The organism is Nostoc sp. ChiSLP03a, from assembly GCF_034531215.2.
Classification (GTDB): Bacteria; Cyanobacteriota; Cyanobacteriia; order Cyanobacteriales; family Nostocaceae; genus Nostoc.
This window is the reverse complement of sequence record NZ_JAVRBQ020000180.1, coordinates 21,639-46,833: the sequence shown is the minus strand read 5'-3', so window position 1 is coordinate 46,833 and position 25,195 is coordinate 21,639. Positions and strand designations below refer to the sequence as shown.

Annotated in this window: 20 protein-coding genes and 1 tRNA gene; 8 read left to right on the top strand and 13 right to left on the bottom strand. The window is 39.4% G+C overall.

From position 1 onward, the window contains the following. Window positions 1–4 precede the first annotated feature (4 nt). From RMY32_RS30420 to RMY32_RS30410, 3 genes are all read right to left on the bottom strand, one after another. Window positions 5–1,699, bottom strand: coding sequence for a hypothetical protein (locus tag RMY32_RS30420; protein ID WP_409884359.1), 1,695 nt, complete (start codon window positions 1,697–1,699; stop codon window positions 5–7). A gap of 299 nt (window positions 1,700–1,998) precedes the next feature. After that, complete coding sequence (locus RMY32_RS30415) at window positions 1,999–2,709, bottom strand: GDYXXLXY domain-containing protein (protein WP_322695951.1); 711 nt, start codon at window positions 2,707–2,709, stop codon at window positions 1,999–2,001. A gap of 170 nt (window positions 2,710–2,879) precedes the next feature. Beyond that, entirely contained in the window at window positions 2,880–4,298 is a 1,419-nt protein-coding gene (locus tag RMY32_RS30410; protein WP_322712055.1) for a DUF2157 domain-containing protein, read from the bottom strand. Window positions 4,299–4,490: 192 nt separating this feature from the next. On the opposite strand from RMY32_RS30410, the gene RMY32_RS30405 reads away from it, so the two are divergent. Then, the gene (locus RMY32_RS30405; protein WP_322712054.1) at window positions 4,491–5,456 is read left to right on the top strand and encodes an RsmB/NOP family class I SAM-dependent RNA methyltransferase; all 966 of its coding nucleotides are present in this window, start codon (window positions 4,491–4,493) and stop codon (window positions 5,454–5,456) included. A gap of 25 nt (window positions 5,457–5,481) precedes the next feature. Here RMY32_RS30405 and RMY32_RS30400 read toward each other — a convergent pair whose 3' ends face one another. From RMY32_RS30400 to RMY32_RS30375, 6 genes are all read right to left on the bottom strand, one after another. Next, window positions 5,482–6,990: a radical SAM/SPASM domain-containing protein gene (locus tag RMY32_RS30400; RefSeq protein ID WP_322712053.1), complete on the bottom strand. Its 1,509-nt coding sequence runs from the start codon at window positions 6,988–6,990 to the stop codon at window positions 5,482–5,484. Beyond that, on the bottom strand, window positions 6,983–9,775 hold the full coding sequence (locus RMY32_RS30395) for a tetratricopeptide repeat protein (protein ID WP_322712052.1): 2,793 nt from the start codon (window positions 9,773–9,775) through the stop codon (window positions 6,983–6,985). Before RMY32_RS30395 ends, RMY32_RS30400 begins: the two co-directional genes overlap by 8 nt. 20 nt (window positions 9,776–9,795) lie before the next feature. Further along, a complete protein-coding gene (locus RMY32_RS30390; RefSeq protein ID WP_322712051.1) occupies window positions 9,796–11,451 on the bottom strand; it encodes a hypothetical protein in 1,656 nt (551 codons plus the stop codon). Window positions 11,452–11,468: 17 nt separating this feature from the next. Then, on the bottom strand, window positions 11,469–12,362 hold the full coding sequence (locus tag RMY32_RS30385) for a trypsin-like peptidase domain-containing protein (protein ID WP_322712050.1): 894 nt from the start codon (window positions 12,360–12,362) through the stop codon (window positions 11,469–11,471). 1 nt (window position 12,363) lies between these two features. Further along, entirely contained in the window at window positions 12,364–12,705 is a 342-nt protein-coding gene (locus RMY32_RS30380) for a CU044_2847 family protein (RefSeq protein ID WP_094352373.1), read from the bottom strand. A 961-nt stretch (window positions 12,706–13,666) separates the two neighbouring features. Then, window positions 13,667–13,912 (bottom strand): hypothetical protein, encoded by a 246-nt coding sequence (locus tag RMY32_RS30375; RefSeq protein WP_322712049.1) that lies wholly within the window; start codon window positions 13,910–13,912, stop codon window positions 13,667–13,669. A gap of 229 nt (window positions 13,913–14,141) precedes the next feature. Between RMY32_RS30375 and RMY32_RS30370 the strand changes: the two genes are divergently transcribed. Both RMY32_RS30370 and RMY32_RS30365 read left to right on the top strand, forming a co-directional pair. Then, a complete protein-coding gene (locus RMY32_RS30370) occupies window positions 14,142–16,118 on the top strand; it encodes an AMP-dependent synthetase/ligase (RefSeq protein ID WP_322712048.1) in 1,977 nt (658 codons plus the stop codon). A 42-nt stretch (window positions 16,119–16,160) separates the two neighbouring features. Next, window positions 16,161–16,610 carry a YlqD family protein gene (locus RMY32_RS30365; protein WP_322670207.1) on the top strand — a complete coding sequence of 150 codons (450 nt, stop codon included), beginning with the start codon at window positions 16,161–16,163 and terminating at the stop codon, window positions 16,608–16,610. 55 nt (window positions 16,611–16,665) lie between these two features. Here the strand turns inward: RMY32_RS30365 and RMY32_RS30360 are convergent, their stop codons facing one another. Continuing rightward, complete coding sequence (locus tag RMY32_RS30360) at window positions 16,666–17,193, bottom strand: hypothetical protein (protein WP_322712047.1); 528 nt, start codon at window positions 17,191–17,193, stop codon at window positions 16,666–16,668. Between the two features lie 454 nt (window positions 17,194–17,647). Here RMY32_RS30360 and RMY32_RS30355 point away from each other — a divergent pair, with 454 nt between their 5' ends. Continuing rightward, window positions 17,648–18,949, top strand: a complete 1,302-nt coding sequence (locus tag RMY32_RS30355; protein WP_322712046.1) for a dihydrolipoamide acetyltransferase family protein — start codon at window positions 17,648–17,650, stop codon at window positions 18,947–18,949. 76 nt (window positions 18,950–19,025) lie between these two features. Here the strand turns inward: RMY32_RS30355 and RMY32_RS30350 are convergent, their stop codons facing one another. Together RMY32_RS30350 and RMY32_RS30345 are read right to left on the bottom strand one after the other, a co-directional pair. Continuing rightward, window positions 19,026–20,555 carry a hypothetical protein gene (locus RMY32_RS30350; RefSeq protein WP_322712045.1) on the bottom strand — a complete coding sequence of 510 codons (1,530 nt, stop codon included), beginning with the start codon at window positions 20,553–20,555 and terminating at the stop codon, window positions 19,026–19,028. Beyond that, a complete protein-coding gene (locus tag RMY32_RS30345) occupies window positions 20,552–21,304 on the bottom strand; it encodes an ABC transporter ATP-binding protein (protein ID WP_322712044.1) in 753 nt (250 codons plus the stop codon). The genes RMY32_RS30350 and RMY32_RS30345 overlap by 4 nt, the downstream gene beginning before the upstream one ends. An 11-nt stretch (window positions 21,305–21,315) precedes the next feature. On the opposite strand from RMY32_RS30345, the gene RMY32_RS30340 reads away from it, so the two are divergent. Continuing rightward, on the top strand, window positions 21,316–21,546 hold the full coding sequence (locus RMY32_RS30340; RefSeq protein WP_322712043.1) for a hypothetical protein: 231 nt from the start codon (window positions 21,316–21,318) through the stop codon (window positions 21,544–21,546). Between the two features lie 297 nt (window positions 21,547–21,843). Here RMY32_RS30340 and RMY32_RS30335 read toward each other — a convergent pair whose 3' ends face one another. Continuing rightward, a complete protein-coding gene (locus RMY32_RS30335; RefSeq protein ID WP_322712042.1) occupies window positions 21,844–23,025 on the bottom strand; it encodes an RtcB family protein in 1,182 nt (393 codons plus the stop codon). Window positions 23,026–23,340: 315 nt separating this feature from the next. Here RMY32_RS30335 and RMY32_RS30330 point away from each other — a divergent pair, with 315 nt between their 5' ends. The 3 genes from RMY32_RS30330 (at window position 23,341) to RMY32_RS30320 (ending at window position 25,081) form a co-directional block, all read left to right on the top strand. Then, window positions 23,341–24,225, top strand: a complete 885-nt coding sequence (locus RMY32_RS30330) for a class I SAM-dependent methyltransferase (RefSeq protein ID WP_322712041.1) — start codon at window positions 23,341–23,343, stop codon at window positions 24,223–24,225. Next, on the top strand, window positions 24,222–24,950 hold the full coding sequence (locus tag RMY32_RS30325) for an HAD family phosphatase (protein ID WP_322712040.1): 729 nt from the start codon (window positions 24,222–24,224) through the stop codon (window positions 24,948–24,950). The genes RMY32_RS30330 and RMY32_RS30325 overlap by 4 nt, the downstream gene beginning before the upstream one ends. A 58-nt stretch (window positions 24,951–25,008) precedes the next feature. Continuing rightward, window positions 25,009–25,081: transfer RNA gene (locus RMY32_RS30320), tRNA-Ala, on the top strand. Window positions 25,082–25,195 lie beyond the last annotated feature (114 nt).

Genomic DNA, 25,195 nt, shown 5'->3' with positions numbered 1-25,195 from the left:
TAATCTAATTCAGTATTTGTATTTTTGAGTTAATTGAGGTGGCGGTTGCGCGACGTGCAATCGCCACTTCGTCCTGAACGAGCGCACGACTATTCAAGTGCAAAGTACCCACAGCTTGATAACCCGCAACTTGGGTTAATATTGCGGCATAAAGTGCTTGGCTTGCGTCTTGGACGCATGAGGTAGCAGGTGATACCATTGCGCCACCAGTTCCATCACCAACTCGATAACGTGCCATTGTTATCTGTAATTGTTGCTGAAATTCTTTTAAAGGCGAAAGTTTGACACCATCAAAATCATAATCCTGCGTTACAGGGTCGAATTCGATCAGAATATCTGATACTGGACGTGTTGCCAGCCAACCACGTTGTAAATTACCCATATAATCAGCCCATGTATGCGTTCCGGCAATAATTCCATCGGGGTTATGGGCATAAATTTGGTGGTATTTAGTCTCGAAGCGTAATTCTTTAGTAAACTCATCGCGGACAACTTCTGTAATTCCAAAAGCGAAATGTCCGGTGATAGTATAAGGTACTCCTAATGGTTCAGCTTTACGTCCGCCAATTCCACCAAATAGGTGTAGAACAATAGCTTTATTGCCTTCTTGCCATGTTGATATAGATTGATTAAGTGAATTTTGTGTTTCTCCAGGCTTTAATAATACAGTATTGAATTTACCTTTATTGTTCTTAGTATTTTGCCAATTTATATCTTGGATGTAATTTAGCCCTAATTCTTTACCAGTAATGATTTGACGGGGTTGAATTTGCAACAGAGAACGAGGTGCAAGTGCGCGTACTGTAAATACGCCCTTTGCATCGGCAGCGCCATAAATATACCACCCATCGTCACCCGCAGGCGATCGCTCGATTTGCTGCGAACTTGAAGGAGTAAAATTTCGCGAATCTATTGCTTGTTGGGGAATGCGAATAGTTTCTTCAATCCCATTAAATTTATTTGCATTAGGATTATAATGTTGTACTAAAAAATAATCGTTAAACTGCTTTTGATTTGGAAATAAACTAGTATTATATTGAGATTTAATCGGTTTAATTATTTTTACCAAACCATAAAATCTACCAGTTGCCAAAACAGGTTCGCGTTCAATTTGCAAAATAGATTTTTCTTGATTTGCATCAATGATTGTAGTTGAATCTAAAACAACAATTGTTTCATCATCAGGATTTGCACCAGCTAAAGAGCGTAAAATCCCTACCTGACGAACTCCATTTAGTCGAAAAGGATGAATATTTCCTTGTTTTTGGCTTTTAATTACTTCAGGAGTGAAATTTATATCTCGCGTTACAACTCGTTCCAAAGCCAGCAAATTTTTATTCTTTTTCCACTCCAAACGTACAATTTTACCTACCAAATTTTGTGCTGTAGGTGGTGCATATTGTACTTCCATCCATACCCAATCTAAACCATCTTGTAATTGCTGTTTCGTTGGTAAAATTAATCTTCCTACCCAATCGCCAATAGGTTTATAAAGGTTTGTAGATGGAATTTGGGCAATGGGATAAAAAGCAGATTGATTAAATTTTTGTTGAATATGTATTGCGTAATTACTTTCTTTCTGTACTAGCTGGGCTTGTGTTGGAGAAAGTTGCCACAACGCAATTACTGCAATGAACACTAGCGTTAAAAATATAGTAAATAGTAGCCTTGCTTTTTGACTTAATCCCCGAAAAATCATATATTATCAGCAAATAAAACTTGCTGATAATCTTACTCTAAATATACTGCTTTGAGTCTCTGCCGTAATCAAGTGCTATTTTATTTTAAATGTGGGCGATATATAAGACATCCGATGAAAATAAATATGCTTGTTATAGAACCTTTGTAGAGACGTAGTAATGCTACGTCTCTATATTCTTTTTCAGCAAATATCTAATGACAAACAGAAAATTCTGAGCGTCGTCGGAAATCGGCGCTCAAAATTTCAAAGACCAAACTAGCGTGGTGTAAATATGCACTGTTTATTTGCCTAACAGCTTAAAAACGATAGTTGCGATCGCGCACCCACATACTAACTGGCACAGCCTTACCTTGTGGATCTACTTTCGCCTTAACCACAATAGGTGGTACTTGTCCTCTGCGGGCGCGTTGGGCTTGTAAGTCGTTCCGAATCTGCTGCCGTTGGTTTTCTGGGATGTAATATGTTTCTAAGCCGTAGTTAACGGAACCATCCTGATAAACACCTTTTAAGGCTGCCTGATTGGCTCTAAGAGTTGTGGGGCGATCGCTACTTACTCGTAACGGTCTCCAAGCTCTAGGAACACCGCGACCAGAAGAGAATTGCTCTTGCAAAGTCACATATATGTTAGTTCCTTCAGGCAATCTTCTGCCGCTTCCACGACCTTTGCTGACTAATGTTTGCCACCCAGGTAGTCTGCTCAAATTTGAGGTACGAGAGATGTTGTAATCTAAGGCTAAGGTGTTACCTGCGATCGCATTGTTAGGGTCTACAGGTACGGTTTGTAAAATCACCGTTTTACCTGTTACGTCTGTATAAACTGCTTGGGCTGGTACTGCCATAATTAGCCCTGTTTGCAGCGCCAGGGGAGCAAGTAACCGCCAAAAAGGTAAGGGCTTATTTGATTTTTGTTCAGTAGCAATCAAGTAATCCCGAAAAGTCACCTTACTGGAAAATTCAGCTTCAGGAGACAAGGGTTTATTCTTAGATTCAGAAGAAGTATTAGTCATGAGCGTAGTCCTAAAAAGCAGAGGTCTTGAAGAGGTTAAAAGTAACGAGATTAGGACTAACGCAGAGAAACTTTAAAAACTTTGACGCACAGAGATTTCTCAATTTTGGATTTTGGATTTTGGATTTTAGATTTTTTATTCAATCCAAAATTTAAAATCTAAAATTTGCCCTACTTTTTACTTGTAGAGCTACCACCAGGTAGGCGGCGTTCAAACCAGAGTCCAGCGCTAATTAAAGCAGAACCGCACAAAACATAGACTAGAGACCTAAAAAGTAAGTCTGTATCGTACTCCTGCACGCGACTGATAATTTGCAGTGTTACTAACAGCATACCGCCCCAAAAGGAAATTCTGTTGCTTAATTTCAATCCTTCTTGAATTAGTCCCCAGGCTAATGTTGCAAGAAGTACATTGAAAATAAAAATGCCAAGTTCATCAATCCGGCTGATAGTTTGATGCCAAAAAGGTACTATTGCAATAAAGACAAGAAATGTACTAATGACAGCAGTTGTGAAAATCACTTCGCGGCGCGGAGGATTATTTCTTTGGCGCAGTAGAAACAACCATTGTAATACCGCCAAACCGCTGAGAATCCCCAAATCGATGATTGGCAAAGACTCGAATAAGTTTGTCAAATTCGTTGGCTGATTATAACTATAATTTGGAGATTCCCAGACCCAACGAAAAGACAAAATGTAAAAGACGATGCCAAAGCTTAACAACGCTAAATTACGGGCTAGATATTGAAACAACCTGTAATTTATGGTTGGAAAGAGTAAATCATCATAACTCCAGAATAATGCAGGTGGCAGTGCAAAAGCAAAAGATGCCACCCAAGGGGCTATATCAGCATAATTCAACAGTGGCAGTGGATTAAGGTTAGCTTGTAAGGAACTAGCAAAAACAAAGGCTGCTAAACCAAAAATCCAACGGGAACGACAGAAGTAGGCTAAGGGTACAAATACCAGCCATGCCAACAAAGGCAAATGCTGCACTACTAGCCGCGACCAAGTTAACTCTCCTGTTGCGTACCATAAGTCTTCTAGTCCAGTCCAGTAGCCGATTTCCACGAGGACAATTGACAGAATTCCTAAAGAATTTAAGCACAAACTGAAGGCCATGACCACAACACCGAATCCCCAAGCGAGAAATAGTTGGGAAACTGAACCGATGATATTGAACATCTGGGCCATCAGCAGTAAATTTGCACCGAAGATGAAGGCGCTTAAAATTAGCAACCCCTCTCCTAGTAGGCATTTGCTTCGTTCTGGCTTCTTTCCTTCAGGTGGCCTCCAACTGTAAAATCCAGTGATGGCGATCGCAAAAAACAAACTCATCATCAAAATAATTTTGACTTCTCGCGATCCTCCTTGCCAGTTTCCTGATACAAAAGTAATTATGCCTAAGCATAAAAGTATGCTACCGACCGCGATCGCGATTGCTTTATTGCGATCGCGTGCAGCAGCTTCCAGATTTTTAAATTGATAACGTTCTGCTATTTGCTCATACTGCGAAGAACTAATTAATCCTTCATCCCTCCATAGTTGTGCTTGTTTGCGTAATTTTTCCTGAAAACTATCTAAGAACATGACCTTCTCCGGTGCAGTGGGGTAGCTTGGCCATTGCGTTCCCAATGGCGGTCATTATATTTTGAGTATGAAGCCAAAAGCCTTAATTACGTTGTTCTTGTGTAACAGTTTGATTTTGATTTAGATACAACGTACTAATTCGTAATTCGTAATTCGTAATTCGTAATTCGTAATTGATAATTCATCATCTACATGGAAAAACCTTCTAATTTATTACTTAAAGTCTCGCGGCGTTTGTTCGCTAATCTAGATGAACAAGAAAAATTTATTGAGGCTTTAATGAATCCTCAGCCTTTTTCACCTAGTATTCTTTGGTGTCAAGAAAAGCCAGATATTTTACCTTTGGCAGTGGAAACACCAACCTCTTGGCAACCACAATTTATAGACCGGTTATCTCTGGGAGAAAAACCTGGTAAGCATCCCTTGCATGAAAAAGGATATTTCTATTGTTTAGATTTTTCTTCGGTGTTTGCAGCTAGTACTTTGTTAGCTATTCCTGAGTCAGTGCGTTTAGTTTTTGATATGTGTGCCGCACCAGGAGGTAAAAGTATCTTTGCTTGGAAAGCTTTAAAACCTAAATTGCTCATCAGCAATGAAGTAATTGGCAAACGTCTGGGAATGCTAATTTCTAATTTGAAGCGTTGTCAGGTTAGCCCTAGCGCAGTGGTTAATCGAGATTCAAGCATATTTGCCGAAATGTTTCCCGGCTCTAGCAATCTAGTCATAGTAGATGCTCCGTGTACTGGACAATCTTTACTTGCCAAAGGTGAAAAAGCACCCGGATGTTTTCACCCAAGTGCTATTAATAAGAGTGCAAATCGGCAAAAGCGTATTATCGCGAATTCTGCTAAAATTGTCTCACCGCAAGGCTATCTTGCTTATATGACTTGCACATATTCGCCTGAAGAAAATGAGCAAGTTTGTAAATGGTTTTTGGAACGCTTTTCCCAGTTTAAAGCGATAGAAATTAGTAATTTAGCCAAATATCAATCACATTTAACAACGATGCCTTGTTATCGGATATTTCCTCAAGATAGGTTAGGTGCTGGTGCATTTACAGTCTTGTTTAAAAATACTAATGAGGATGAAAATGAGCCTAAAGAAGCGGATTTAAATACAATATCTTCTCTATATATCTACCAAAATTTGAAAAATTAAAATTCTATCATGTCCTTATAATTAGTTATGACTTAGTTGGAGAATTATATTTGATTAATCGTAACCCTTCTAGTCTGAGAGCTTCAGGATAGAGAGCTTTGTAAATATTGCAATTTGGAGATTGAATATCGTAACGACCTGTAACTTTAAAGGTTGCTAGAGAACAACCACCTGTACACCAATATTTCCACTCACATGTACGACAGCCTTCTTTTTCTTCAACTGATAAATTCTGAATACCTGCTTTATCTTGTCGCACAAGAGTTAAAGGATCTTGAATTTTAGAGACAGATATAGTTTTATGTAGCTGCATCTGGCATTTAGCAATTTGCCCTTTGTAATCAAATACAAGATAGCTTTGCCCAACTCCACAAGTTCGTTTATGAGGAGATGCTAAATTAGCACGATCGATCAATGAACCTAGCAAACTTCGATTAGGTAATTTCAATTCGATAACTTTGAATGCTGCCAACATTCCCTCAATTAACCGAGATTCTTCTAGTTGCAAGTCTTCATAAGCAGCTGACAGTTCGTTTTCTCGATAGAAATTTAAACTAAAGGGCAGATTATATTCTAGTATCCATTCCACAAGTTCGGGCAATCCTTCTGCATTCCGCCCACTAACTGTAATCGAAATATCTGGTATTAAACCATTTTGCAAAGCAATCTTAATACCTCGTTCAACATCTGTAAACGATCCCTTTTTGCTTGTATAAGAACGTTGAATATTGTGGAAATTTGATAATCCATCTAGTGAAATCATTAGACGCAGATTTAATCTTTGTAGTATCTCAATAATTTCAGGCGTAATCAATGTTCCATTACTGAGAACAACTCCATCTAATATAATGTCTGTTTCTTTGCTAAGATATTGAGCGTACAAATGGAGATCCTTAATTAAAGGAGAGCAGAGTAATGCCTCTCCTCCTGCATATTTCAGTTTGACGCGGCGGTAATTATTTAAGGTTGCAGAGCGAAATATAGATTCAATAGCTGCTTTCCCTATATCGATTGACATATCTTTTGCTTCGTGCGGAAGATAGCAATAGTCACATCTTAAATTACAGCGATCGGTGATATGCAACCATGCTGTTAAAGTTTCTGGTATTTCATTTAAGTCAAATAATGAATAATTATTGGGTGCTATTAAACGTGCTTGATATAGTTCTTGAATAGCTGTCTGTAAGTCTATTAGGTCAATCTCAGAATACTCTATTGCAATCTCATCTAATTTATGAGGATTTGTAAATTTTTCAAGTAAAAATATCGCTGATTGATTCAGAACTGCTACTTGATGATAAGTACCAAAACAGATAGAATAAGTATCATCTAAATTCATCATCTGCGAGTTAGGAACTCTCACAAATTCTGTGTCCAACATCCCCAGAGGTAATCGGATATCTGAGCTTAATTCTGTTAAAGGGGATAAGTCACAGGCACAATCTCCTCCATCACAATCGCATTGCCCAGTTGGTACATAGGTAGAATTAAGAGAAACTAAAATTTGGGGTCGATCAATTTTTTTACTAAGCATGAGAAGATGGCTGTTTTGTGGCACGTATTCTGGTCAAAAACATTTGTTGATCGCACCATTCCTTGAGAGCTTTATGATCTTTCCACTGAGATTTTAGTTGCTGAATCAGAGTTTTAGAAAGTTCTATAGGCAATCGTTCAATTTTCTTTTGGAGCAGATTTAGCTCATGTTTAATCGAATACGGGCCGAAACCTCCATGTTGAAAGATTTGGGGTATTCCTTGAGCATATTTACTAAAAGCAAAGTTGTAGTTAGCTTGTTGAAATGCAACATCACCTTCTATGCGTAACATGCGGCCAAAGTATAGTGTGTGGATATTTTGATATGATTGGAAGCGATCGCTAAGTTCTTGTGCATAATCGGAAATATGCTCGTAGGCTTTTGCATAATAATCAAACTCTGCTTTACCTACCAGGCTATCGATGGCATACCGCATGTCATTGTACTCTAAACTAGTCTGATAAGAGCGATCGTTGAGTTTTAAAGCTTGGTCTTGTAGCGTGCGATCGCCTGTTTGAAACCCAAGATGCCAATATACACTAGCAATTTGGTGCAAAATTCCAGGTAATTCCTCTTCAAGTCCATATTTCTCTGCGAGTTTTAGGCTTTTTTCTAAAGCATTTTGAGCAAGACTTAGCACATTGAGATCCCACTGCACCTGTGTCACATCCCAAACAGCTTCATTTACTACCTCAGCACTAAACCACTGATTTAAGCCTAACTGAAAGTATGCCCTACACAGTATTTGATTATCGTTTTCTTCATTGTCACAACGGCTTAATGCTCGTTCAAGTAGTTGTTTCGCTTTAACATAATTACCATTATCTACCAAAATAGTAGCAGAGGCAATTTCGGCGTTGGCTATTTCGCGTTCGCTCTCAACACTCGACCACATATCAATAGCAGCCTTAAAACACTGTTCAGCCTTGACATAATCTTTTTGTTGTCCGTATAAAAATCCCAAATTATTCTGAATGCTAGCCATAACTTGAGTTAAACCTTTGTCAGGAGTATCAATTTCCATAGCAGCCTCCCAACCTAGTTTGTAATATTTCTCAGCTTCCTGAAAGTTGTTGAGTTGTCGATGCAGATAACCAACTAGGTTAGCTACAGCAGGAATAGCGTATGATAGCTTTTTGCCTTGAACTAAGGATAAACACTCTTGCTGATATTTTAAAGCTTCTTCATAAAGGTGTAACTTAGTATTTAGCATTCCCAAGACATTGTAAATATCCGCTTGATGAGAAGAATTATCAGATTGAGCGGATAGCATTCCCTCCAGCTTTACTAGTTCATTTTCTTTTGTACTCTTATCTTTAAGAGCGTGAACAATCTTTGATTCAAAAATAATCAGTTTAAATTTTTGATCGGAATTTATTTCTGTTTCAAACTGTTTGGCAATTGCCAATAATTGATTTACAAAACCAAACTTTTTGGATTGGCGGCGTATCCTATCAGTAACTTCGTGCCAAGTTTCAAAGCCTGTTATCGGATCGGCATATAAAGCATTCCAGAGCCATCGTGTAGTATTGAATTCTCGCAGTTGCTTAACTTCTTCAATCATAAACTCGATATTAGCGACTTTATGAGAATCATCACAATAACGTTGAACCTCCAATATCCTTTTTTGTGGCCCTAGATTATAATCTTTTTGCTCAAAATATTTAGCAGCAATCCAACTATCTCGTTTTCTCCATTCCAAATCGGGGTCAATATCTGCCCATACATATTTTTCAACCAAGTCTCGCACAATATCATGTAATGATATTTGAGAACCACCGATTACTGGTTTGATAAAAAAGTAACTTTGTGCATCAATAAATAATCTTTGAGCATCTTCTGTAGATAGTTCTAATAAATTAGCAATATCACAGCTATCTAATGGGTAGATACGTGAAAGTAATAGAGTTAACCGATCCATTGATGTCCGAAGCTGCGTAATATGCCGAACCATCTCAGCTTCAAATCCACCAGTTTTTTCTAACCTGCTGGGAATAGTTTCTATATCTTCACTCTCTAACCAATCTGGTATGACTTCCCGATAAGCATACTCTACTCCAAATTCAATCATGATCGGGCTACCACCAGATAAAACTATGATCTTTCTAACCAATTCTTGTCCGAGAGTAAAGTGAAGTTGTTCCTCCTTGCAACGAATGTATGTTTGTACATCTTCATGAGTAAATTCATTTAATTCTAAATAAGTTAATTCTTCTTCTTTGAATGATTTTTCTAGAATTTGATGAGCAATACTAGGACGACCTGCTAAAATAAATACGGCATTCTTTAGTTGATGGCATAAATTGCCAATACACTCCCAAACTTGCTCTCTGACATCTGCTTGTCCTAATTTCTCAACCGTATCAATTAGAAAGACTAGTCTCTGTTCGCTGGATTTGCGATTAATTTCATCGACCAAGAATTTTTCAAGTTGTCTGCGTTCTTGTTCGTATGCAAGTTGACTGAGACGGTTTTCATCTTCTCGCAGTTGTCGTAACCGCAGCAACCATTCTTTATATGTATAGTAGTATAATTGTTTAGCGATTTGAGTGTATAAATCTTCTGCATCATTAAAAACAGGGATATCGCAATCAATAATTTCACTTGTGCCAATTTGAACTTGGTTTAGACGAGATTTTAATGCATGAAGCAACCAAGTCTTGCCAATTCCACCTCTACCCTCTACTAAAACTACACGCAGCTTATTAGAATCTTGAGCAAGGGAAATAATTCGATTTAGATGTTCTGCACGACCAACAAACTCTAATTTATTTAGTTCAGACATAATAGACTCCTATTTAATTGTTAGTTATTTTGAATGGCTTCATCAAGCTTCTGAATTAAATCTCGATAGGGTGCGTCATTATATTCATCATTGTGTAGATAGTAATTGACAAGAAACTGAAATTCCCAGTCATTTTCGACTTCAGATTTAAGCGTATAAATAAATTCATGGAATTGCTCTCGATCTGTATTGCGAAATATTCCCAGAGTTTCCTCAACGGTTTTATCAAAGAAATCATTACGGAGTTTTTGTCGATAAGCCAGACTATTTGGGCCATAATTGATAAATCCAGCGTGTTGTTGAAGACTTTGAAAAAAATATTGCATAGACCAAGTACCCGCAACAGCAGAATTATTCTTTGATTTCAGTTCGTGAATATATTCCCAACAGATTTGAGCCGCTTCAGTGCAAAGTTCTTGAAAGTCATCAGGCGAGGTTTCTCGGAGTAGACCAATAACTAACAGCCGCCGTGTCATTCCATCTTTAATAATCGTTTTATCACGAGTAAAAATAGATGTCTTTGTTAGTTCAGCATTTAATTTAAAACTATCATCACTGAAAGGTAACTTAAATCTCCGAACAGCTTCCTTTAATATCCAAGTTCCATTGAGTATAGGAAATATACTCAATTTTTCAATAGATTCGTATAGATGATTATTTTCTTTTGTCAAGCTTTCTTTAATCTGATCTCTACACTTTTTGAGGTTTTTTTCCCATAATTGGTTTCCATAACTGTTTAAAAGCCAACTTACTGTGTAACAACCATCTCGATAAACTTTTAGCGCTTCAGCAATTCCCCCTGGATGTCCACCAGTTAAATACAGTAAGTGTCCTGCTAGTAAAGCAAGACTTTCAGAAGTCATCTCTATAGGCTTGAGATATTTTGTTGCTGTATCCTGAATTACTTCCCAGTTAAAAGGAGAGAGTATTAGTTTAGGAAAAGTCCGATCTAATGGAAGATCGATCAAACAACGAGCTGCTATCACAACTCGAAGTCTCCGCGAATTATCTTTAAAGAACTGTAATTCTTTTAAACATTTTTCAATTCTCCAAGCAAATTCCTTAAAGTCATTAAAAAGTTCATTTAAGCGTTGCTTTTGTGGGGCACAGCCATCGAGGTCGATTAGCAGCACAATGCCTTTTTTGCCCTGTGATTGCCATTTAGCCCAATTTCTATGCAATAGTGAACCTAAACGTTCTCCCCAACTTAAATCATGTCCTTCCGGAAGCTTAAGTTGCAGAGAATTTGCTAATCGGTTTTCTAAGTTTTCAATAGTTTCATAACCAGATATAGGAGCGTAAGCACAACACCATTGCAATTCTTGAAACCGTCCCAGTATTTGTTTGAGAAATTCTGTTTTTCCATAACCTTCAGGTGCTGTCACCAGACGATAAGGAGGAGAATTAATTGCTGTAATTTCATTAATTGCAGCATCGCGATTAGTAAATGGGATTTTATCCGGATCAAGCTCTAGAGATTGTTGATTGAGCTGGCTTAATTCTGATTCAGCTTTTTCTATTTCATCGAATTTTTCTTTAAGTTGTCTTTGCAATTTACTTTTATCTACATCATTAAGCATCCACCCTATTTGATTACTAAGACTTTCAATCTCAGTTTTTAAATTGGCTATTAACTGTTCTAGATAGTTCTTTCGTAAATCTACAGAGCTTTTCATTTTATTTAGGTATTAAATTAATGGTTTATGGTATTAAGTTCGCTTTCTACTCGCTCTAGTTCTTGTAAGATGCTATCAATTTGGCGTTGGATTATATTGCGATCGCTTGCACTAAGTGTATAGTTGAGTTGATTGTAAGCCGCCTCATAATCACTACTTAAAACGTCAAAGCGTTGTTGCAAAGTTTTGATTTTGAGTTGTTGAACTCTATTAGAAATATTCTGGATATGCGTATGAGATGAAATCGGCTTGTCTATTTCATCCCATGCTGCAATCAATACATCCGCAGGAATCATGAAAGCAGTTTTGATATCTTCTCGCCGCTTCTCTGCCGCTACTGCCATTCCAACCACTCCTACAAGAGTTTCATCCCATATCGGCGCACCACTAAAACCCGGTTCTATTCTGTAGCCAGTTACCTTACTATCTTCCAGTTGCACCCATCCCTTTCCTTGGCCATCTCGCAACACGCCTGTAGCCCAAACGCCATCATTATGTCCGTTAGGAAAACCGAATATGCGGAAAGGATGCTGCCAAATATTGTTAGCTCTTATTAGTTGGATAGCTTGAGTTTCTTTAAGCAACTGCCCTTCGATTTGCAACCCGGCAATATCTTCAGGCGCAGAGGTTGATGCATTGCTGACAACGGGTTGCCAAAAAATAACTTTAGCTTTTAGTTGTTGTCCTGATGCAATTAGGGGGAAATCTAAATAAATATCATTATTAGGAGCTTCAACTATATCTTCTGCTAAAGATAGGGCTGAGGTAACAACATGAGCGCACGTCAGGATATAATTTCCAGTTCGCCCAGAGACTAAAAAACCTACACCAACTACCGCACCATTAGCATGAAAAATCCGAGCGATCGCTGACCTAAAAGTTTGAATATAATTATCTGTATTCGCTACCATACTATGCCTTGTCTTGCTTCCATTTCAAGGTAATTTCGTAGTTAGCTTCACCACTTACAGAGGTAAAAATTGCACCCGCCGCCGCATTTAATTTAATACCAAACTTAACCTCTACCTCATTGGCCGGTGTATTAAGCTGACTCAGTTTGGTGATAATTGCTGAAGCGACAGGTTGTATTTGATCTAATACATCTTCAAATTTCTTTTTAGCTTCAACTACCATTTGCCCTGTATCTGGTCTAGCAACACGTACAAGAGCATTGCTATTTTCTGGTTCATCAACTTCAGCTAAAAACTTCGTGCCATCTTTGAGAGAAAACTCTGCGATCTGTTTCTGATTCATAGTGAAACCTGTGATTTGAAACTAATAGTTTAATGTGTTGACCATCAAAAGAGTTTGCCGAAAATTTTGTAATCTTATTTACATTTAATGGTTAACTCGTTAAATACTTCTCTAGCAATTATTTACTTTTTTATCCCATTTCATTAAGCTTCTGCCCATACTCTCCCCACGCATCATTTATTGATTAACAGCCTTATTAATTTTACGGGGTTGCGAAATCCCCGACTTATTCCAGAAGTCGAGGATCTCGTAGCCCTCATCTATCAGAATCAATCACATGAACTCTAGTAATCCATTAAGCTAACTTTGCCTGCTACATAGTAAACACTTAAGTGATTAACACAGGACTAAGGTCTTGACTACAAACTGATTTACCCAGCATCTTTGACTTGGTAGCCCACTAGAAATTTGTGAAGTTTCTAAATAAACTGACCAACTTCCTGCTGCTTGGGCATTACAGCCTGCTTGACTGTCATGTAATAGATTTAATAATTGTTATATTAGTTATATATGTAGCTTTAGTTCAATTAGTAATTATACTGACTAAGCTGGAAAATTGCTTGAATCTAAACTAAGTAGGCAAGAATAATACAATCTATATTACACAATGTAAATTTAATTAAACTTTCTCGTAGTAACGTTATGTAAACCCTGAAAATCCTAATAGCTTCGATCGATGCGTGCCTTATGGTTATCAACTCATGCCATGTCCGGCTAGTGTTTGATGCTGAAGCAGATTGTTGCTGCAACTTTCCTAAAGAGCCTACTACAGAGACAAGTTTAACTATGAATATGGACGAAGTTTAGGAATCCTTGCAGGAGTTACTAATAAAAATATCCCCGAATTATTGAAAAAGTCGGGGATTTCAAGCTGTCGAAATGAGAATGAATATGTGTTGAAGAATTAATTGAATTGCTGGTTTTCAGAAGTAACGAGGAAAAATTCCTCGCGAATAGTCCATCAATTTGGAGAACAGCTAGCACAAAAATCAGGACTGAATTTGCAGTATTGGCTACCTGTCAATCCGTAAGCTGTACAATAAGGGAAACTTGTAAGTTGAATTTTGGCTGTTTGTAATTTGGAACCATTTGCCAATGTTTCAGTAATTTTGGTTTTATCAGCCAAAAGGATAGCTAAAATCTTCGGTAACGCTATGCAAGCAACAATATTGAGCAACGTTAGCATTATGCCGTCGATAAAATTCATAGGTAATCATCTCCTGTGAAACATAGGCGATCACTGTTCTTAGATGCAAACACAATCATTGCTTGCACTCTATGTAAATTAACTTTAACATAAATTTTTGTAAATATAAACGTGGAATTCCTGGAATTATCATACACAGAAGGAAATGTGGATAATAAGGATGGTCATTGTAGCAAAATAACAAAATAAGCTGGAAAATAATCAGTTTAAAATCTTTAAGTAAGGTGTTATGTCAACAACCCAAACCGCGTCTTCTTTTTTATCTAACATCAGCGAGCGAGAACGTGAGGCATTAAAGCGGTTGGTAGATTACACAAATGTGGAATCGCTACCAGAAATTTGGCCTTTGGCAGCTCAAAGATTTGGTGATGTTGTCGCCCTCCGCAATCCTCATGCTAAACCGGAAGTAGTGATTACTTATACCCAGTTGGTAGAGCAAATGCAACTATTTGCTGCTGGGTTACAAGCGTTAGGAGTAAAGGTAGGCGACCGCATTTCCCTAATTGCTGACAACAGTCCTCGGTGGTTCATTGCCGATCAAGGCATCATGACTGCTGGAGGCGTTGATGCGGTGCGTAGTTCCCAAGCCGAAAAAGAAGAATTGCTGTTTATTATCACTAATAGCGGTAGTACAGCGATCGTAGTAGAGGATTTAAAAACACTTAAAAAACTACAAGACCGCCTCAAAGATTTACCAATTCAAGTGGTAATCTTACTTTCGGATGAAGCACCACCAACAGACGAAACTCTAAAAGTACTCAACTTTACACAGTTGCTCGAAATTGGGAAAAGTCATAATTTTGTGCCCGTCAAGCAAAATCGTGACGCTCTGGCAACCCTAATTTATACCTCTGGTACTACGGGTAAACCCAAGGGTGTAATGCTGTCTTATAGTAACTTGATGCACCAAGTAACAACATTTGGGACAGTATTGCAACCAAATGCTGGTGATATTGTTCTTAGTATTTTACCTTCGTGGCACAGCTATGAACGAACCGTTGAATATTACCTACTATCTCAAGGTTGCACCCAAGTTTATACGAATTTACGTTCTGTAAAAGGGGATTTGAGACAATTTAAACCTAATTACATGGTGGGTGTACCCCGCCTGTGGGAATCAATTTATGAAGGAGTGCAAAAGCAGTTCCGCGAACAACCAGCGAATAAGCAACGCCTAGTTAACTTTTTATTGGGCATTAGCGACAAATATATCAAAGCACAGCGAACTGTTCAGGGATTGGATTTAAATAATCTTCATGCTTCAGCCGTCGAACGATTAGCAGCTAAGATCCAAGCATCAGCTTTATTACCCCTCCATGCATTGGGAGAACGACTGGTTTACGCCAAAGTTCGGGAAGCCACAGGAGGACAAGTTAAGCAGATGATTAGCGGTGGTGGTGCGCTTCCCAAACACATAGATAATTTCTTTGAAATTATTGGCGTGCAGATTTTACAAGGCTATGGCTTGACAGAAACTTCTCCTGTCACCCATGTACGGCGTCCTTGGCGGAATTTGATTGGCGCATCAGGGCTACCACTCCCGGCTACAGAAGCTAAAATCGTCGATCCGGAGACAAAAGCGCCTTTACCAATAGAGAAGCGAGGCTTAGTATTGTTGAGAGGCCCGCAGATTATGCAAGGCTATTACCAAAATCCCGAAGCGACAGCGAAAGCAATTGACGCTGAGGGTTGGTTTGATAGCGGCGATTTGGGTTGGCTGACACCACAAGACGATTTAGTGCTGACTGGCAGGGCTAAAGATACGATTGTATTGACTAACGGGGAAAACATCGAGCCACAGCCGATTGAAGATGCGTGTTTGCGATCGCCATACATCGATCAAATTATGCTCATCGGTCAAGATCGGCGCAGCCTGGGAGCCTTAATTGTCCCCAATGTCGAAGCCTTAGAAAAATGGGCAGCAAGTCAGAATCTAACGCTGGATACGCCCAATAATCAAGTGACTTCCTCAGATAGTCAAAAAATTGACTTGGAGAGTAGAATGATCCAGGATTTATTTCGCCAAGAATTGAATCGGGAAGTCCAAAATCGTCCAGGCTATCGACCGGATGACCGCATCGGAACGTTTAAACTCATCCTGGAACCGTTTTCTATTGAAAATGGCTTGATGACACAAACACTAAAAGTTCGCCGACATGTCGTCACGGAACGCTATCGCGATATTATTGACGGCATGTTTGCCTGATCATTCCACCTGCTAACTGTAAAGAGTGAACGTGAAATATTTATGGATGTCTCCAAATCTAATTTGCTTCTCAAACGCGTCGTTAACGTCAAAGTTATTGTGACTCCCCTCTGGAAAGAGGAAGTACAACAGCAGCTGCAAGCGCAAATCAATCAACTCGATCAGCAACTGCAACAGCTAGACGTTGAAGGACAAAGAGCGATCGCGGCAATTCAAAAGCAGAGTCTGCAACCACCTGGCCCCCAGACTCTCCAACAAATTGACAATATCCAACTCCAAGTCAATCAAAAGAAAAGTGAATTTTTGGAGCAAAAAAATCAGTTGCTGCAAAACCTCCAGCAAGTGCAGTTTCTCCAGCAAGATCAGGAAGTCAACCAATTCCAAATGGAAGGCTTTTTCCGAGTAGAAATCGGTGATAACCTGATTAGCAAAATGCAAGTCGAAATCGTTCTGCGCGATGGCGTTGTAGAAGAAATTCGCGGCGACATTTAAATTTGTCATTTGTCATTTGTCATTTGTTTTCTGACCAATGACCAATGACCAATGACTAATGACAGATATGATTTAACTTAGGGTTAGTGTGAGAACGGCTCCCAGCCCAACATTCCACCTGGGAGCCAGCCCAAACGATTTGCCACACTGGAGGTGAGCTTATAAAAAGCGATCGCCCAAAGGTTGTCATCTCTGCTCGATATTTAACCGTCCCAACTGAATTATTACCCCGCTTGATTTGCGTAATCGTCACTAACGCCTGATTTGGTTGGGGATAAACTACCTCTATCTTTTGCGATCCTCCCACTGCTATCTCCTCAAAGGCATTCAGAGCAAGGGTAGTAGGATTACTGCCTTGGAGAGATGAGTTAAGTTTTTCTAAAGGTATAGTTTGATAATCGGAACGCTCTGAGAATGCTGCAACTTCCTGAGACTGATGTATTGCTCCCATGTGCTGGGTTTGCTCATCATTAGTCTCAACAATCGGTGCAGATTGCTGGTGCTGGATAATATAAACTCCAGCACCAGCCGTGGCAGAGATACTTAATATCACAATCAAAAAGAATTTCAGCTTTGCCGACATAAAAGTAAACAGGAATTTCAAATAGGTTTATTACCAGTTTTGAATTCTAGATTGAACTACATCCTATATCCTCTATCCGTGAGAAGCTCGTGTATCTTAAGCAGTGGTTATGAGAAATATTAACTGTGAGAAACTCGTAGTGGTTTTTGCAAGTCAATGACTAAAACGAGATCGAGATTTTGGCTAACCATTGAGGATAGTTCTGTATTATAGACCTCTAACCTATATTTAGGTTCCTAGAGTCATTAGCCATCAGCAAATAACCAATGCCCAATGACGGCAGTTGCTCCACTTGAGGAGACCCCACGCACTGCCTCCCCAATGCCCCATACCCAATGCCCAATGCCCAATCCCCAACCTAAAATATAAACAGTCTAAAACCCTCCCACCAAGATACAATTCGATCTGATAAAAACTGTTAAAGTCCATAAACCATTGATTTCCAAACCACCCTATGAGCATTCACGAAGTATTTATGCCGGCGCTGAGTTCCACCATGACGGAGGGCAAAATCGTCTCCTGGGTGAAATCGCCAGGGGACAAAGTGGAAAAAGGCGAAACAGTGGTGGTTGTAGAGTCAGATAAGGCAGATATGGATGTAGAAACCTTTTATGAAGGATTTCTTGCCCATATCATAGTTGAAGCTGGTGAAACTGCCCTGGTAGGATCTGCGATCGCCTTTATCGCCGAAACGGAAGCTGAAATTGAACAGGCCAAATCTCTTGCCAATTCTGGCGGCGCGGCTGCTACTCCTACCTCTTCCCCTGAACCAGTTGCCACCATAGTCTCAGCCGCAACACCTGCCTTAGTGTCTCAAAACGGGTCTAACCACAAAGAAGGAAGGCTTGTGGTTTCACCCCGTGCCCGCAAGTTAGCTAAAGAACTCAAAGTTGATTTAACTACACTCCAAGGTAGTGGCCCCCATGGACGCATTGTCGCCAAAGATATAGAAGCATTGTCTAACAAGGGCAAGCAAACTGCACCTGCCCCAGTTGTTCCACCAGCACCCGTAGCAACCAGTACCCCAGTTGCGCCCCCAGCACCTCAGACACCCGCACCCGCACCCGTGGCAGCGGCTGTTCCTGGTCAAACCGTACCTTTAACTACCTTTCAAAATGCCGTAGTGCGGAATATGGTAGCCACCATATCCGTGCCTGTCTTCCGTGTCGGTTATACAATTACCACCGATGGATTAGACAAACTTTATAAACAAATTAAATCCAAAGGCGTGACAATGACAGCGCTATTGGCGAAAGCTGTAGCAGTGACATTGCAAAAACATCCATTGTTAAATGCTAGCTACTCAGACCAGGGTATTGTTTATCATTCTGATATCAACATTTCCGTAGCAGTAGCGATGGATGATGGCGGATTGATTACGCCTGTGCTGCAAAATGCAGACGCAGTGGATATATATTCTCTATCGCGTACTTGGAAGTCTTTGGTAGAACGTGCTAGGGCAAAACAACTACAGCCTCAAGAATACAACACTGGTACTTTTACCCTGTCCAATTTAGGGATGTTTGGCGTGGATAAATTTGATGCGATTTTACCGCCTGGACAAGGTTCAATTTTAGCGATCGGGGCATCCCGCCCGCAAGTGGTAGCAACACCCGACGGTTTATTTGGCGTGCGCCAACAAATGCAAGTTAATATTACCTCTGACCATAGAATTATTTACGGTGCTCATGCTGCGGCGTTCTTGCAAGATTTGGCAAAATTGATTGAGACAAATCCTCAATCTTTGACACTGTAGTTTTGAAAAGACACCAAATTTAAACGTTAGCGCTATCAGCGAGCAGCAGTTTATCGTAGAGTAGCGCTAACAATGTTTAATTGATGACACGCCCTAACTGACGACTACGCCCATATGCTAATGCCACAACTAAACCAATCACAGCCAATAAAGTCAAAACGGTGTGCAAATGACCTTGTTGCAAGCTAAATCCTAACCATCCCCAAGAAAGCAAGGAAATAATTTCGAGTAAATTTAACAATACATCGAGTTTAGTATTTTGCCGTCGTCGAAACAATTCTGTAAACTTTACAGGGCGAGAATTCCACAGACTGAGGGTTGCTGCACAAGTAGTACCAGCGAAAAAAACCACCATCGGTATAAACCACGGTTTACCGTTGCCTATCAAAACAATAAACAGTGGTGATATCAATAACCAGATAGGAATTAATGCCGCTAACAACTTCAATTGATTCAGCTTTGAACTATTTACTGGTGAAGATTTGAGCAAATCTGGTGCTTCTTCTCCAGAAACGCAAATTTGCACTAAATTTGATGTCAAAGCTTCTGCCAACACTAAACTCATCCCTAAAATACCACCATTGCTATGTTGTCGTAATATACTCAAAAACGCGAATGTGAGGAGAAATATTTGCAGAAATAGGCGTGAAATTAAATAAGGATTGCGCCGCATAATCCGCCATTCTTTGAGTAAAGCAACACGATTAAAACCACCAACAAGGCGAGTTGCTTGGGTTGGGCGCAGTTGACGGTGTTCACTTGTAATTTGCTGCTGTGTACCTGCAATAAAATAACGATGTAAAACTTTCACCGTTAACCACGTCAAACTGATACTAATTAACAACACTAACACTACTGACACCGGATCAAAGAAAATAGCCCTTGCAGGAAACCAAACCCAACTATCTGCACTCAAAAAGTTTCCTTTCGCTAACCAATGTTCTAACTGAAACCAAATTGATGCCGTGTTTCCATCCGTTTTTTTCAGGAGATTAGGTAACTGAGAACTCAAATATATAGTGATAATAAATAATACTGTAAGAACTTGAGCAAAAGTCCGCGTCCGTTTTGCACCTATAACACGAACTAACCCTAAAACAAATAACATTGCTAAACTTGTAGCGCTTAAGCTAAGACCAATCAAAGCCGGATAAAGCCCTAAAAGTTGAGGAATACCGAGTAATAAAGCGATTAAACTTACAGGAATTACAAATAAACAACCACTGAAAAAAGTTTTCAGGGCAATTCTTAACACTTGACTTGCAAAAATCACTTGACTCGAAATTGGTGATGACACGAGTAAATCTAAATCCCCGCGTTCAAATAACGCCATCAAGCTACTTCTCATCGCTTGGATAAAGCTATAATAAAATCCGAACAACCAAACTACTACCGCTATCCAAATAGCAGAATCTGGTATGGTATGAAATGATATCGCACCTCGAATATTACCAAACGTAACCCATAACCAAGTTAAAGAAACACTACCCAAAAATAAAAGTGCAAAAATACTGAAAACAAATTTTGCTATAGGTCTAACAGTAATTTCACGCCACCACAAACTTAATTCATAGCCCAAAAGCCAAGGTAATGTCCCTACTTTCATCTTGTACCTTCAACATTATTATCTTGAGTTAATTCTAAAAAGACCCTCTCCAAACTACCTTCTGCTTCACCACTTTGAGTTCTAAGTTCATCTAAAGTACCTTCGGCAACTAAGTACCCATGATTAATAATCCCAATTCGCTGCGCCATACGCTCGGCAATTTCCATAATGTGAGTAGTTAAAATTACCACACCACCTTGGTTTACATACTCGGTAAGCATATTTTTGACTAAGTGGGCTGCGGCTGCATCTAATCCTGTTAGCGGTTCATCTAAGATAATAATTCTCGGCTGATGAATTAATGCCCCTGCTAAAGCAAGTTTTTGCCTCATCCCTCGCGAAAAAGTTTCACTAAAATCTCCTCTGTTATCCCACAAGTTTAATTGTTTGAGGAGTTCTTCGGCAGAAGATTGAGCTTTAGAAGGAGGAATTCCCCAAAGTCCGGCGATAAACTCTAAATACTCTATTGGACGTAGCTTGTTGTAGAGTAGAGGCTCTTCAGGTAGGTATGCTAAAAGTTGCTTTGCTTTTTGAGGCGATCGCTGGATACTATGTCCTAAGATCATAATATCCCCGTTATCTGGTCGTAGTAACCCTGCAATCATTCGTAGAGTAGTAGTTTTTCCTGCACCATTGGGACCTAAAAGAGCATAAAATGAACCTTCTGCAATCTGCAAGCTGAGATTGTTTACAGCTTGGTGAGAACCATAATACTTGGTAAGTTGGGAAAGTTGAAGTGCGATTTTCATATGTTGTGATTATGCTTAATTCAAACGAAGCAGAACCTTTTATTGAGGATATTATGCTAGCGATCGCCCAAGAATATCAATGCCTAGAAGTATTTCCAAAAGAGAAAGGTGTTACTGAGTTGGCGGATGTTACTGCCTATACAGGAATGTATACAATTGGCATATTTCTGGCGTTATTCCATGACGACGAATTTGTTCAACAACACGCTCAATTTATACTGATGGCGTCCCTAATTTCATGACGATAATCATTGCTTTGAATCTTCTAAAAATATTGCAATCATTTGTTTAGTTAGAGTTCCTAAGTTTGAGAATGTTGTTTATTGAACCCTCAAATATCAATCAGTCTAGTTTTTTAGTTTTATGCGAGATACTATAAAAAAACTTTATATTCCACATTTTGCACTTCAAAACCTTATACTTAATGCTTCAATAAATTTTATAAAGAAAACTTATTTGGTTGAGTATTAATACTTATATTTGCTAGGCTTTTAGCGTTTAAAAAATAAAAAAGTGGGCATTACCCACTCTACATAAATTTAGCCCTTAACACAAAGTATTTGCTTAAGTGTTGCTACAACTTCAACCAAATCTGCTTGATTTTCCATCACTTGTTCTATCGGTTTATAAGCACCAGGAATCTCATCTAACACACCCTCATCTTTGCGGCATTCTACACCATTTGTTTGCTCTATCAAATCATCAAGCGTGTAAACATTTTTGGCCTTATTTCTAGACAGCAAACGCCCTGCACCGTGAGAACAAGAACAAAAGCTGTGGGCATTACCTTTACCCTTAATGATGAAAGACTTTGCCCCCATCGAACCAGGAATAATCCCATAATCTTCAGTTTGGGCACGGACTGCACCTTTACGAGTAACGTATACATCCTCGTCAAAATGCACTTCTTTTTCAGCGTAATTGTGATGACAATTAACCTGCAATAAAGGTTTAGTTGCTTTCCCACCTGCAAGATGCTTCTCAACTATATGCTTAAAACGCGCCATCATCACATCACGGTTGACACGCGCATAGTTTTGTGACCATTGCAAATCGTGCCAGTATGCTTGGAATTCTGGTGTACCAGCGACAAAATGAGCTAAATCAGGGTCAGGCAATTTATTACCTGCCATCTTTGCTAATTCTCTAGCTGTGTGAATATGACACTGGGCGAGTTTATTGCCAATGTTACGTGAACCAGAATGCAGCATCAGCCAAACTTGATTCTCTGTATCGAGGCACACTTCAATAAAGTGGTTTCCTCCACCGAGAGAACCCATCTGTTTCATTGCTTTACTTTGTAGGTCTTGTACACCGCGATGCAAGTCTTTAAAATCATCCCAGTGTTGCCAATTGCTGACGGATTTTTCAACATCTTTATTTTCGTTGAATCCAGTCGGAATTGCGGCTTCAATATCTAGGCGGATTTTCTTTAATTTACCTTCTAGTTGTTCGGCGGTAAATGATGTTTTGATAGCGCTCATCCCACAACCAATATCCACGCCGACAGCAGCCGGGATAATCGCTTCTTTAGTTGCAATTACAGAACCCACTAAAGCACCTTTTCCTAAGTGAACATCTGGCATTAATGCGACATGCTTAAACACAAATGGTAGTGATGCTACATTCTTTGCCATCTTAGTTTCTTCTGGGCCCAAAGAGTGATTTGCCCAAGATAAGACGGGTGCTGGTGTGGTAATTTCTAACTTTTCGTAGGGCATAATTTTTTCTATTTTGGATTTTAAATTTTAGATTGGGTATAGGGCAGCGATAATTATCGGTATGACATATAACCCATTACTTAGTTAGTTGTAGCAATTTATATGTTGTATTGTCTTTCATTTGGCTCCCTGAATTTTTGTGAAGCTGAAGAACTTACTTTTAGAAGTTACATTTTTGTATTATAAATGTAACACAAGTGATTACAACCGTCAATCTATCACCACAGGGAGAAAGCAAATGTTTCTCCAATGTATTAAAATTTGTAAAGAAAATCACTGTGTTTAAATAGCTCCTTAAAGTTCCGACACAATAATATGGCAGTGCGTCAAGATACAATCTGGGAACGTTTTTTATCCCCTGTAGTGCGTCTTTTGATTGATGAAGATGGGTTACGGCGTTACGCTGATAGTATTAATTGGGAGAAAGAGAGCGATCGCTATCGACGAGATGATGTGATAATTCCGTCATACTACATTAATCAAAACTTTCACGGTATTGCTGGCGGATACCTCAATTCCGATGCAGCAGTTACTTACGATCCGGTTACTCAATACGTTCTACCGCCTAATGAAGGTATTGTCCGTCAAGCTTTAGTTGATGCCGTTCAGGTAAAACCACGACGCATACTCGATTTAGGTTGCGGTACTGGTTCCACTACTTTAATGTTAAAGCAGGCTTTCCCGGATGCGGAAGTTATTGGTTTGGATTTATCACCTTATATGTTAGTAAGGGCGGAAGATAAAGCTAGAAATGCTGGCTTGGAGATAGTATGGCGACACGGAAATGCTGAAAAAACTGGTTTGAGGGATGCAACATTTGACTTAGTAACAGCTTCTTTGCTATTCCACGAAACACCAGATGCGGTGTCTCTAGCAATTCTGCGAGAAAGCTTCCGGTTGCTGGTAACTGGAGGACAAGTATTAATTCTAGATGGGAATCAGAAGACTCTGCGTCAGTTAGAATGGCTCAATGATGTTTTTGAGGAGCCATATATTCGTGAGTATGCTGCTAGTAGTACAGAAGCGAATATGGGTGCAGCCGGATTTGAAGCAGTGCGATCGCAAGATGTATGGTGGATAAATCAGGTAACTAGCGGCATTAAACCGCTCTCAACCGAAAATGTCCGTCAGTATACTGCCACATCAGTAGATAATAATTTGGAGGGACTTGGTTCTCCAGCGTTTGGCATAATGGCATGAGTTTAAAGGCAGTTCTTTTTGATTTTAATGGTGTAATCATTAACGATGAGCCAATCCACCTGCAACTGATCGATGAGATTCTCATTGAAGAAAATCTCCAACCCCAAAAGGTGAGCGAGCGTCAAGCTTCTTTAGGACGTAGCGATCGCGCTTGTTTTGGGCAACTACTCGCTAATCGTGGTAGAGTAGCCAATGAAAACTATTTAACTCAGTTGCTGTACCGCAAAGCCCAAGCTTATACGGTGGAATTAGAAAAAATAAAGAAACTGCCTTTATATCCAGGTGTAGAAGACTTAATATTTCAGGTGCGATCACGCAATCTGAAACTAGGATTAGTTAGTGGCGCGATTCGGAAAGAAATAGAACTAGTACTCAATCGCGCTAAACTAGCTGAATATTTTAAAATTATTGTCGCTGGTGATGACATCACCACCAGTAAACCAGAACCCGATGGTTATCTACTGGCAGTAAAACGCCTAAATAAAGAATATCCCAACTTGAATCTTCAACCACACGAGTGTCTGGCAATTGAAGATACTCCAGCAGGTATAGAAGCCGCGAAGCGATCGCAAATGCAAGTTGTTGGTGTAGCAAATACTTACCCATTCCACATGCTCCAGCGCTGCTGTAACTGGACTGTTGATTATCTTAGTGATTTGGAACTAGAACGGGTGCAAAAAGTTTATTCCCAAAAACAGCCTCAACCATCGGTAACTGAATGTTAGAATAATCTATGGTGATAATGTCTTGGAGTAATAGTACTCTTGACTTAGCACCGAATAAGGGGAATTAGCTCAGTTGGTAGAGTGCTGCGATCGCACCGCAGAGGTCATCGGTTCGAATCCGTTATTCTCCATTTGTACATTAAATAATTATTGTCAGTTTTAAAGAATTAATGTCCATTTTTTCCAAGTTCAGGGGCATAAGTTACGTATTTTCGAGGCTTTCAGCAATTCAATCAGTTTTAAAG

Coding starts and splice junctions, on each gene's coding strand:
- RMY32_RS30420 (WP_409884359.1), bottom strand. CDS start 1,699: ATGATTTTTCGGGGATTAAGTCAAAAAGCAAGGCTACTATTTACTATA.
- RMY32_RS30415 (WP_322695951.1), bottom strand. CDS start 2,709: ATGACTAATACTTCTTCTGAATCTAAGAATAAACCCTTGTCTCCTGAA.
- RMY32_RS30410 (WP_322712055.1), bottom strand. CDS start 4,298: ATGTTCTTAGATAGTTTTCAGGAAAAATTACGCAAACAAGCACAACTA.
- RMY32_RS30405 (WP_322712054.1), top strand. CDS start 4,491: ATGGAAAAACCTTCTAATTTATTACTTAAAGTCTCGCGGCGTTTGTTC.
- RMY32_RS30400 (WP_322712053.1), bottom strand. CDS start 6,990: ATGCTTAGTAAAAAAATTGATCGACCCCAAATTTTAGTTTCTCTTAAT.
- RMY32_RS30395 (WP_322712052.1), bottom strand. CDS start 9,775: ATGTCTGAACTAAATAAATTAGAGTTTGTTGGTCGTGCAGAACATCTA.
- RMY32_RS30390 (WP_322712051.1), bottom strand. CDS start 11,451: ATGAAAAGCTCTGTAGATTTACGAAAGAACTATCTAGAACAGTTAATA.
- RMY32_RS30385 (WP_322712050.1), bottom strand. CDS start 12,362: ATGGTAGCGAATACAGATAATTATATTCAAACTTTTAGGTCAGCGATC.
- RMY32_RS30380 (WP_094352373.1), bottom strand. CDS start 12,705: ATGAATCAGAAACAGATCGCAGAGTTTTCTCTCAAAGATGGCACGAAG.
- RMY32_RS30375 (WP_322712049.1), bottom strand. CDS start 13,912: ATGAATTTTATCGACGGCATAATGCTAACGTTGCTCAATATTGTTGCT.
- RMY32_RS30370 (WP_322712048.1), top strand. CDS start 14,142: ATGTCAACAACCCAAACCGCGTCTTCTTTTTTATCTAACATCAGCGAG.
- RMY32_RS30365 (WP_322670207.1), top strand. CDS start 16,161: ATGGATGTCTCCAAATCTAATTTGCTTCTCAAACGCGTCGTTAACGTC.
- RMY32_RS30360 (WP_322712047.1), bottom strand. CDS start 17,193: ATGTCGGCAAAGCTGAAATTCTTTTTGATTGTGATATTAAGTATCTCT.
- RMY32_RS30355 (WP_322712046.1), top strand. CDS start 17,648: ATGAGCATTCACGAAGTATTTATGCCGGCGCTGAGTTCCACCATGACG.
- RMY32_RS30350 (WP_322712045.1), bottom strand. CDS start 20,555: ATGAAAGTAGGGACATTACCTTGGCTTTTGGGCTATGAATTAAGTTTG.
- RMY32_RS30345 (WP_322712044.1), bottom strand. CDS start 21,304: ATGAAAATCGCACTTCAACTTTCCCAACTTACCAAGTATTATGGTTCT.
- RMY32_RS30340 (WP_322712043.1), top strand. CDS start 21,316: ATGCTTAATTCAAACGAAGCAGAACCTTTTATTGAGGATATTATGCTA.
- RMY32_RS30335 (WP_322712042.1), bottom strand. CDS start 23,025: ATGCCCTACGAAAAGTTAGAAATTACCACACCAGCACCCGTCTTATCT.
- RMY32_RS30330 (WP_322712041.1), top strand. CDS start 23,341: ATGGCAGTGCGTCAAGATACAATCTGGGAACGTTTTTTATCCCCTGTA.
- RMY32_RS30325 (WP_322712040.1), top strand. CDS start 24,222: ATGAGTTTAAAGGCAGTTCTTTTTGATTTTAATGGTGTAATCATTAAC.